A 9111-nucleotide genomic window follows, 5' to 3' on the forward strand; every position below is an offset into this window, starting at 1 on the left:
AGTGCATCGACGATCAGGAGATACGAGATGTCCAAGGAACGCAGTGAGATCGGTGCGGGGAGCGAGGGCATGTCGGACGAAAAGTTCGCCACCATGATCGAACGGGCCGTGGACCCGTCCACGCCGCCGGTGGACCCGTCCATCGTCCCCGAGCGTGCGGCGATGAGCGTGCCGTTCACCGTGCGGGCACGGCTGTCTGCTGGATACGCACACGCGACACCATGGGGGATCAGCCTGGACGGCCTGCTGGCGTCCGAGGTGTGGGAGTCACGGAAAGCCGCGGCGCGCGCCGCGAACACCGAGTGGTCTGCATATGACGTGCGAATCGTTCCCGAGGACATCGACTTGCCGTTTGAGCGGTGCGACAGCGGCGACGGGAACTGGCATTGGGCGGCGACGTTCGCGTACCCCCAAGACGCCGTGCCAGGTCCTCACGTACAGATGTGGACCGGCCGTCCAGACCAGCAGGCATTGGCGCAGCTCACCGACAACCTTCCTGCGCATGTCGATCCACGGAAAGGCCGATTCCGGTCGTGGGTGATGCCACTGCCGATGACCGTGGCTCCTACCCTCGTGTGGCGCGGTCTCGGGGATCCAGCAGCAGTGGGGGAGATGTTGTCGTCGGTGGTCTCGATCGGAAAGAAACGTGCCTCCGGCCACGGGCTGGTGCTGGATTGGGCGATCGAGCCGGATGCGGATGCGGATGCTGATCGGTGGGAGTTCGGCCACCTGCACCCGGACGGCACTCTCGGACGCACTGTCCCGGCGGCATGTCTGGGCGGTCGTGAGTCCATTGTTCACGGCGGTGTCGGGCGCATGGGAATGCGCCCGCCTTACATGCATCCGAGGATGCGAGCGGACGTTGTACTTCCCGCTATGTGAGCGGCTTCGCGGAGAGGTGGAAAGGGTCGGTCAGGATAGCGCTGGCCGACCTTTCGTGCTTGTGCGCTACATAGTTTGACGGTTGTTGTTCGGGCGAACTGCAGGCAACGAAAGTGTGAAAGGCTCAGTAGCAGTCGGGAATACCACACTTTGCTGCCGACCCGAAAGAGGCTGAGAATGACCATCACCGTGACTGAATCTCACACCTTCGGGCAGCGCACGGTCCGGGTGGTCGAACTTCCTGCGCTCTCCGCCACTGCGATAGCGGACATGCTGGACGCCTCGCCGTACCGAAGCCTGTGGGAAGGCGTCGAATCGGACTCTCTGGCCACTGCAATTGCCGACGCGCTCATCCGGTGGGGGCACATCAGCACACGCTGGGGCGCATACGAAGTCGTCGACATCAACCCGTACCCGGGGAAGCTGTCCAGCAAGACCGGCCAGCCGGATGACAGCGACCGCGCGCAGCTGCCGCGCCCCACCGCCGGTCGTGTCACCTTGACCGAGTCCATCCACTTCGCCGACCGTCTGGTCCGGGTCATCGAACTACCGTCACTGACCGACGTTGCCGTCGCTGCCATGCTGTACGACTCCCCACACCGATCCATCCGAGGCAAGATCGGAACTTGCGGCCTCGTCAAACGCCTCGTCGACAACCTCGCCGATCACGGACGCGCCGAAATGGGATGGGGCGACTACCAACTGGTCACCATCGAACCCGCACACGAACACCACCTCGGTGCCGCACGCACCTTCGTCAACTGAAAGGCAGAACCACCGTGAAAATGGTCTACAGACGCATCATCACCTCCGGATCCGTCGGTGGACTCAACTGGTGGCCGACCAGTGAGGAGCGAACTGCGGTCGTTCCCGCCGATCCTCAGGACTGGGCAGATCTCGATGTGACCTTCCTTCCCGATTCAACCCCATCACCGACGCAGGGGCCGTCACCGACTTCCTCGACGACGATGACCAGTTGGGGCCGATGGAAGCAGCCGCCGCCGCCGGAAACACGACCATAGACTTCGGGAACCGTTGATAACGAACAGAATCGACGCTCCCGCCGGGCGGAGTCCCCGGCCGAGGATGCACTACCGTTGGACAACAACAGACAGATAGCGAGACAAGCATGAGCACAGACACCACGCCCTACCCCGATCCGCGCCTGAGCGTGGCGTACACAGACATCGAAGTCGGTGATGTCATCCGCTACGACCTCAAAGACAGTCGTGGTCGCGAAGTCGACGACCAGGACTACCTAGTCACCGCCATCGACACCGAAGGCCTGAACTTCGGTGCACGTCGGCTGCACGTCAGTGCGCTCAAGCGCCCCGTGGACAGCGCCAGCAGCCGCACCATCGGAGACGTCGAAGTTCGCCTCGACACCACCCGGATCGTTGATAGCACCGACACCCTGTTGCGGGCCGACAAGCGTCACGTCGGCAAGCTCGTCGCCTACATCGGGCGTGACAGCCAGTGAGATGGCCCACCAGCGCGCGGCGGGCAGAGAAGATCGCCCGTCGAGCCGAGGAGTTCGCATGGGCGCGCAGCCAATGGGAAACGGGCGGTGTTGTGCCGTACTACCTCACCAGCGCCATGGACAGGAAAGGCCTGTCAGGGCCGAGCGTCGACATCGACTGCGGCGCAGCCGAACCTGCAGTGAACGAGTGGGAAGCAGGCACGAGGTACCCGACATGGGAGCAGTTGCTCAAAGCTGCGACGCTGTGCGAAGTCTCCCCGGCTGCGCTGGTGCGACGCCCCACAGATCCAGAGATGGCAGCGCGGTTCCCCACACCGCCGACGGTCTACCTCGGTCGGTGCGCGTCGCATCAGCGTCCGTGCATCATGGAGTTCACCGAAGATGCTGTCGCGGCTGTCGTCGGCGCTGAGCGCCGATAGGCCCCGCCCTGGCAATGCAAAGCGGCGCCCGCCCATCCGTGGAGGATAGGGCGGGCGCCGCTGGTTTAGGCGCAGTCAGCGCGTGTAGATCGCGGTGTACCAGCTCGTGCACTGCTCGGGGTAGATATTCGCGCGGTCGAGGCGGAGTCGCAGCTCCTCCATCAGCGCGTAGTCGCCGTAGTCGGGATTGAAAGCCGCCGCGTGATCTCCGCCGTCGTGAGTGATGATCAGCTGCGAACCGAGACCGTACTCCTCTTCACGGTCCCGCCATTGCTGCGGCGTGTAAAATTGCCCGCCGCCGCCGTGATCGGTGAGGCCCTTCTCCACGAGCAGCGTCCGAATGACCTCTGCAGCTTCCTTGCCTTCTTTGGACAGTCCTGCCGGTATCGGCCAATTGTCTGCCATCTCAATTCCTCCGTGAGAGTCGTGGTGTGTGTCGATGAGCGTAGTGCGAGAACCGAAGCGGTTGTCGGAGTTGGTCAGTGAGGTGTGCGTCGAGAACGCGAGGACGCCGGAACGAGCGCTGCTCCGGCGGCCCCATCGTTCATTCGCTCTGCGACTCGAGTGGTCGGATTCCGGTGTACCAACTCGCGTAGTGCTCGGGCACCAAACCGACTGTGCTCAGGCGGTGTCGCAGTTCGGCCATCAGCGAATGCTGTTCGTACGCTTCGTTGAAGGCAGCGGAGTGCGCTCCGCCGTCGTGGGTGATGATCAACAGCGACTTGCGGCCCCAACGCTGGTTCCACTCCGCCGGTAAGTGAAATCGGTCGCTGTCCCCGTGCTCGGTGATTCCCTTGTCGACGAAGAACTGGTAGATCAGTTCCGCGGCAAGACGTCCTCGCGGATCGAGACCTTCAGGTATAGGCCAATCGTTCGCCATGTGCGCCCCTCCTGGTGCGGTCGTGTCCATGTCAGCGTATCGCGCAATCCGGATATGTTGGCGCCCGCAGCAATTCGGGTGACGCACCGCGGTCCGCCCGTTCCCGTCGGGTGAACCACGGACCGCGCCGATGTGGAAGTCTATGGACGGCAACACGTTGCGCGACGCAATCAACCATGCAATTAGGGGAGACCGGTCCGAATCCGGCGAAGCCCGGTTCCCGCAGGATGACCGAACCGTCCACTATTGGCCCGTACATGCGCGCACCCCTTCACCTGAAAGGCCATACACCGATGGAACAACCACAATCGAAAGGCCCGCTCACCCGAGCCGCTGACGGAACCTACGACCTGAGTACACCCGAACCCCGCGCGGTCGTGACAGTGAAGTTCCGGGGCAAGGCGCCCGGCGGAGGCAATTCGACCTACGAGCGCACCGAACGCCTCCGTGCAGCGAACCAACCCAGCAGCGTGCTCGTCCCGATGCTCGAAGCGATGGGCGTGCACGTCGAGGAGATCCTCGACGTGACGTTGGTCTGCGAGGCCTGCCATTACCCGGCAGACGGACTCGTCCACACAGGCTGCTGACGATGAGCGAAACAGTGAGCGATGTTCACCCCGAAGGATTCATTCCCCGGTCGGCGGACGGCACCTACAACCTGAACACCAACTACCCGAAGGCAGAAGTGCGAGTGCGATTCGTAGCATCGAATCCCACCCCGATCAGCAATAAGTACAGCGGAACCGAATATCTGCGCGCAGCGAACCTGTCCAGCAACACGCTGATTCCGATGCTCGAAGACCTCGGCCACTACGCCGTCCAGATCGTCGACGTCGTCCTCGTCTGCCAGTCATGCCAGTTCCCGATCGACGGCATGACGCACCCCGCCTGCTGAATCGAACCCGAGAAAGAAGACAGATCCCCATGCCTGAGTCATCACCCGTCCGGCGCAGTTCGGACTACACCGTCGAGGAAAAGCAAGCGCTGGTCGGCCCCGGCCTGACCATCAACGGCCACCCAGCCGTCGTGAGCGGATACCAGCACGAATTCGCCACCGTCACCCGCAAGGACGACGGAATGTCCGCCGAATTTGCCTGGGGCACAATCGAACGAGCCCGATCCGCCGGAGCCGACCTCACCACCTGAACACGCTGGCAGCAGTAACCGCACCCCGACACACGAGAATGAGGCTGCCTATTGCGGCCGACACAGAGCGAATGACCACAGTGTGTGCGTGTCGAAGCCCGGATGCGGTGCGGCCGGATCGGGAGCGGGATGTGGAGACGAAAGGCGCTGAACTGCGAAGCTGGGCTCAGCGCCTTGTCGTCGCGGGTGGCGCGTCGGTGGAGCTCACCGTTCGCGGGTCACGACGCGTCCGGCGAGGTCGCTGATGGACACACGAAAATGTTGCTCGCCGTCAGGAAACTCGTCGTCGAGGTGAGCGACGGTGTCCGGAACATCGACGGACAGGACCGCATCGCCATAGCCGTCGGCCTCACCGCCGGACTGGGCGCTGGAAAAGTACACCTCCTGAGTGTTTTCCCTGCTCACCCATGATTGCGCCGCGACGATCGCGTCGGCCGCGGCCTCCGTAGTGCGGTGATAGAGCTTCATATGGCGATCCTCCGGCTGAATGGTTGGGCGTCGTCCATTATCGCTGTGCACTTTCGCGGCCGAGTGGGCGGGATTCGTCGTCGGCATCCGAGTGGGGCGGCGATGGGTTGGGGCCGAGCGGCTCTCCGTCCGTACCGTCGTCGAAGTAGCGAGTGAGCCGCCCTCGCCGTGGGTGGAGAGTGAAGGCCGACAACGGGATACGCGTTGCGCGGTATGGTTGTTGTTCAGTCGCTTGATCTTTGACAGAACTCGGGGGCGGATAGATGAACAGTCGATGGACAACGCGAGCAGTGACCACAGCGATTGCACTGACCCTTCTCGGGGCGACAAGCGCGTGCTCGACTCCCGGCACCGCTGCACCCGAATCGACACGTGGCGCGACGCGCCCTTCGGCGCCGGGCGCAGCGGCGATCACCTTGCCGTCGTTCTGGGATGGCCAGGACGGGGGAGTGTTCGAATTCTCCTCGAGCAAAACGGTGTACACCCCCGACGCCGTCCTGACCATCGGGTCCGCGAAGACGCCGGTCCTGTGGAGTTGGGACGGACAGTCGACCGCGCTCGCACCGGCCAGCACCGGCGACAGTGCGATCGAGGACTCCTACATCTTCGACCGCGACGGACAATGGCTTCTGGCGACGCTCTGGCGCGGCACCATACCTGCAGTCGGCGACACCCCGGCCGGTTCGAAGGTGACGCTCAACATCTCGACGTGGAACAGCAAGGGTCAGAGTCTCTTCCAAGGCCCAGTGGACAAGATCGATGTCAGCCTCGATCAGAGCGCACCCTGGTCGGCCTCGGGTGGGATGCTCGTGCGCGGCGCGGGTCTCGCCGAGAAGTCGTTCGGCGATTCGCGGGACGTGCAGATCAGCCCGCTCACCGGGCAGGTCAGCCGCGGGCCGGAACGCGTTCACGGCGACAGCGATGCTCCGTTCTCCGCCGACAACGGGCGCTCAGGAACGAACCCGAACCTGATGATCGAGCACGCAGGCGCCGCCGCGCCGTGGCGGATCACGAACACCACGACCGGCGCTGTCACCGATCTCCCCACTGTCGACCCCTGCGAGCCCACTTCCACTCCGACAACGCTCGTATCGTCCTTCGACGGGCGCTACCTCGCGTTCGGGCGCAACGTGATCGACAGCAAGGACGGCACTGCTGCATGCCTCGACGGCGGTGGATCCGCGAACTTGACCGCCATCACCTCCGGCGGCGTCGGGTACGGAACCGATACCCGCAACGGACAGAACGCGACCGTCTCGTACGACTTCGCCCGCGCTGAGACGACACAGCTCAACGAGCAGGCCATCGCCCCTGTCTTCGTCGGCCCCGATGACGTCGCTGTCGTCGCCGGATCCGCGACGAACGGTGCGTTCAGTGTGTACCGGACCGCCGAGTGAGCGCGATGAGCAGCAATGTCGTTGCTTTCGCCGGGGACTGGCATCTGTCGGGGAACTGGGCCAGGCACCGTATCGCCGAGGTCGGTGCCCGCGGGGTGCGGACCCTCTTCCACGTCGGTGACTTCGAGATCAGAGCAGGCCTGCCCGGCGAACGGTTTCGCGCGGTCGTCGACGAGGCCTGCCGTGAGCACGACGTCACGATCTATGTCACGCCCGGCAACCGCGAAGACTGGCCGATGATTCTGGGTGCCTCAGTGGACGAACGCGACGACTTCGGCCCGCTGGCGTGGTTCGGTGACCGGATCGCCGTTTTGCCCCGCGGACACCGGTTCACGCATGGTGGCCGCAGCTTCGTCTCACTCGGAGGTGCGCCGTCGATCAACTTCGAAACGTGCGTTCGAGGTGTGGACTGGTTTCCGGAGGAGATGATCACCCGGGACGATGTCGCCGCTGTCGTCGCGGGCGGACCGGCAGAGGTGATGATCGCGCACGACGCTCCGGATGCCCCGTGGCAGACCGGGAAGGTCGAGGGGATCTGCACGCACAACCCGGGCGGCTGGTCGGCGATGGCGTTGGCGTACGCGGCGATCGGGCGGCGCCGCATCACCGAAGCATTCTTAGCTGTAGCGCCGGAACTGTTCGTCCATGGGCACTACCACGTCGACGAGTCCCGGATTGTGGAGCTGCCCAGCGGCGACGAATGCCGGATGGTGTCGTTGGACTGTGACGGTACGGATGGGAGTCTGGCGTTCGTCGACCTGGACACTCTCGGACCGGCCGCAGGGTCGTAGCCCGGTCCGCTGGGCGTGAGGGGCGCGGCGTTGCTGGGTCAGTGACGCCGCAAAGTAGGGCGTGAGGGGCGTTGAGTTGCGATGCAGCTCAACGCCCCTTCGTCGTTTCTGAGGGAGTTTCGGACCGGAGGCCGTACTCGCGGCTCTTCGCCGTTCCGCGGACGGGCCGATTCGGGAAGGAACAGGGGTCGATCGACCCCTACCCACCCAGGCCCCGGACCTGGATGGGTAGGTGGCTGTGGGGGCTTGACTTCCAGCCTCCCCGATGGGCCGGAAAGTCCGAAAGAGATTGAAATGCAGCGGATTTCGGTACTTGTGTTGTGTCGGTGGGTGTGTCTAGAGTTCGTGGTGTCCCAGTTGATTGCGGGCACTGCCGACTGACCTCCGGCGGTCCCGCCCAGTTGTAAAGGATCTCCGCGATGTCTGTTGAAACTTTGACGTGGCTGAACACGAACACTCTGATCGGTATGACGGATGAGCGAGGCGAGTCGTGGCATTACCGAGCCGAGGAACAAGGGGAGCGTTCCAATCACTATCCGGGGGCGATTCCGGTGGGGGATGTGGCGGATCGTCTGTTCCACTGGGACGCGATCAAGATTCCGGTGTTGGCGGAATTTCCAGCTGATGTGGACACGATGACACGTCTCGACGACCTCGGCTATCCCGTTGAGGTGAAGCGCCTTCCGGCATTGGTGGCTGTGGCGCGCAGCGACAATCGGCATGTCTTCAAGGTGTTCTCCGACGGGTACGAGCCGCATCAGTATCGGGAATGGCTGTTGGGTGCGGTGTCGAACGTGCTCGGGGACACCCTGGTGGTCACGTCGGCGGGACTGCTGCGCAAGGGCGGGCAGGCGTGGGTCGAGGTGTCGGTGCCGGAGACGATGCACGATTCGCGCACGGGGTTCGCGTACCGGCCCAACGTGTTGGCGGCGACCTCGCTTGACGGCAGTCTTGCCACGACCTACGGGCGGACAGTGACGGCGACCGTGTGCGACAACACGATGTCGGCGGCGCTGGCGGAGTCGATCGACCAGCGTGTGAAGTTCCGTCACAGCCGCAACTCGACCTTGCAGAGCGCAAAGGTGCGGGAAGCGTTGAATCTGCTGGAAGTGACGTCGGACGAGTTCACCGAGACGTTGCACCGGCTGTCGGCGATGACGGTCACCGATCGGCAGTGGTTCGCCTTCCTCGACGCGTGGCATCCGTTGCCGGTGGAGGAAGGTCGCTCGCGTACGACGTCGATGCGCATCCGTGACGAGTTGGTCGACATGTACCGCAGCGATGTGCGCGCGAACACCTGGCGTGGAACTGGTCTGGGTGTCGTGCAGGCCGTCAACACATGGGCGCACCACAAGCAGGCCGTCAAGGGCGCTACGCGATCCGAACGCAACCAAGAGGGCGCGATCTCAGGCCGCTTCGAGAAGTTGGATTCGTCGGTGCTGACGACCCTGAATCGGGTTCTCGCAGCGTGACGACACCTCGGGCCGGGCGGTGTGCGAGCGCGCATCGTCCGGCCCTGCTGGCGGGCTGTCAGAACTACCTCGCCAGCTCCACGTACACCGACAAACGCAGTTGTGAAAGGGCGCAGACGATGAGCCAGAACTTGATTATGGTGCTTCACCGTATACCGTTTCTTCCCCGCACCACC

The 9111-nt window shown here is 63.9% G+C and carries 14 protein-coding genes; 11 read left to right on the plus strand and 3 right to left on the minus strand.

Annotated features, from left to right (window positions below; translation table 11 throughout):
• Nucleotides 1–27 precede the first annotated feature (27 nt).
• The 5 genes from CPI83_RS30085 (at nucleotide 28) to CPI83_RS30105 (ending at nucleotide 2781) form a co-directional block, all read left to right on the plus strand.
• Nucleotides 28–882: a hypothetical protein gene (locus CPI83_RS30085; RefSeq protein ID WP_343229961.1), complete on the plus strand. Its 855-nt coding sequence runs from the start codon at nucleotides 28–30 to the stop codon at nucleotides 880–882.
• Between the two features lie 177 nt (nucleotides 883–1059).
• Nucleotides 1060–1647 carry a hypothetical protein gene (locus CPI83_RS30090; protein WP_097388509.1) on the plus strand — a complete coding sequence of 196 codons (588 nt, stop codon included), beginning with the start codon at nucleotides 1060–1062 and terminating at the stop codon, nucleotides 1645–1647.
• 14 nt (nucleotides 1648–1661) lie between these two features.
• The gene (locus tag CPI83_RS30095; RefSeq protein WP_157920697.1) at nucleotides 1662–1904 is read left to right on the plus strand and encodes a hypothetical protein; all 243 of its coding nucleotides are present in this window, start codon (nucleotides 1662–1664) and stop codon (nucleotides 1902–1904) included.
• Between the two features lie 107 nt (nucleotides 1905–2011).
• Nucleotides 2012–2362, plus strand: coding sequence for a hypothetical protein (locus CPI83_RS30100; RefSeq protein ID WP_097388511.1), 351 nt, complete (start codon nucleotides 2012–2014; stop codon nucleotides 2360–2362).
• The gene (locus tag CPI83_RS30105) at nucleotides 2359–2781 is read left to right on the plus strand and encodes a helix-turn-helix transcriptional regulator (protein ID WP_097388512.1); all 423 of its coding nucleotides are present in this window, start codon (nucleotides 2359–2361) and stop codon (nucleotides 2779–2781) included. The genes CPI83_RS30100 and CPI83_RS30105 overlap by 4 nt, the downstream gene beginning before the upstream one ends.
• Before the next feature lie 75 nt (nucleotides 2782–2856).
• Here CPI83_RS30105 and CPI83_RS30110 read toward each other — a convergent pair whose 3' ends face one another.
• Nucleotides 2857–3186 (minus strand): hypothetical protein, encoded by a 330-nt coding sequence (locus CPI83_RS30110; RefSeq protein WP_097388513.1) that lies wholly within the window; start codon nucleotides 3184–3186, stop codon nucleotides 2857–2859.
• A gap of 139 nt (nucleotides 3187–3325) precedes the next feature.
• Nucleotides 3326–3661, minus strand: a complete 336-nt coding sequence (locus tag CPI83_RS30115) for a hypothetical protein (protein ID WP_157920698.1) — start codon at nucleotides 3659–3661, stop codon at nucleotides 3326–3328.
• A 293-nt stretch (nucleotides 3662–3954) separates the two neighbouring features.
• On the opposite strand from CPI83_RS30115, the gene CPI83_RS30120 reads away from it, so the two are divergent.
• The 3 genes from CPI83_RS30120 to CPI83_RS30130 are packed head-to-tail and all read left to right on the plus strand — an operon-like array spanning nucleotide 3955 to nucleotide 4807.
• A complete protein-coding gene (locus CPI83_RS30120; protein WP_157920699.1) occupies nucleotides 3955–4248 on the plus strand; it encodes a hypothetical protein in 294 nt (97 codons plus the stop codon).
• Nucleotides 4249–4250: 2 nt separating this feature from the next.
• Nucleotides 4251–4556 carry a hypothetical protein gene (locus tag CPI83_RS30125; RefSeq protein ID WP_097388516.1) on the plus strand — a complete coding sequence of 102 codons (306 nt, stop codon included), beginning with the start codon at nucleotides 4251–4253 and terminating at the stop codon, nucleotides 4554–4556.
• 29 nt (nucleotides 4557–4585) lie between these two features.
• Nucleotides 4586–4807: a hypothetical protein gene (locus CPI83_RS30130; protein WP_097388517.1), complete on the plus strand. Its 222-nt coding sequence runs from the start codon at nucleotides 4586–4588 to the stop codon at nucleotides 4805–4807.
• Between the two features lie 204 nt (nucleotides 4808–5011).
• Here the strand turns inward: CPI83_RS30130 and CPI83_RS30135 are convergent, their stop codons facing one another.
• Complete coding sequence (locus tag CPI83_RS30135; protein WP_097388518.1) at nucleotides 5012–5275, minus strand: hypothetical protein; 264 nt, start codon at nucleotides 5273–5275, stop codon at nucleotides 5012–5014.
• Between the two features lie 290 nt (nucleotides 5276–5565).
• Here CPI83_RS30135 and CPI83_RS30145 point away from each other — a divergent pair, with 290 nt between their 5' ends.
• From CPI83_RS30145 to CPI83_RS30155, 3 genes are all read left to right on the plus strand, one after another.
• Nucleotides 5566–6672, plus strand: coding sequence for a hypothetical protein (locus CPI83_RS30145; protein WP_157920700.1), 1107 nt, complete (start codon nucleotides 5566–5568; stop codon nucleotides 6670–6672).
• A 5-nt stretch (nucleotides 6673–6677) separates the two neighbouring features.
• Nucleotides 6678–7463 (plus strand): metallophosphoesterase, encoded by a 786-nt coding sequence (locus CPI83_RS30150; RefSeq protein WP_157920701.1) that lies wholly within the window; start codon nucleotides 6678–6680, stop codon nucleotides 7461–7463.
• A 419-nt stretch (nucleotides 7464–7882) separates the two neighbouring features.
• Nucleotides 7883–8935, plus strand: a complete 1053-nt coding sequence (locus CPI83_RS30155; protein WP_097388522.1) for a DUF932 domain-containing protein — start codon at nucleotides 7883–7885, stop codon at nucleotides 8933–8935.
• The last annotated feature ends 176 nt before the right edge of the window (nucleotides 8936–9111 follow it).

The sequence above is a fragment of the Rhodococcus sp. H-CA8f genome (assembly GCF_002501585.1).
Taxonomy (GTDB): Bacteria; Actinomycetota; Actinomycetes; order Mycobacteriales; family Mycobacteriaceae; genus Rhodococcus_F; species Rhodococcus_F erythropolis.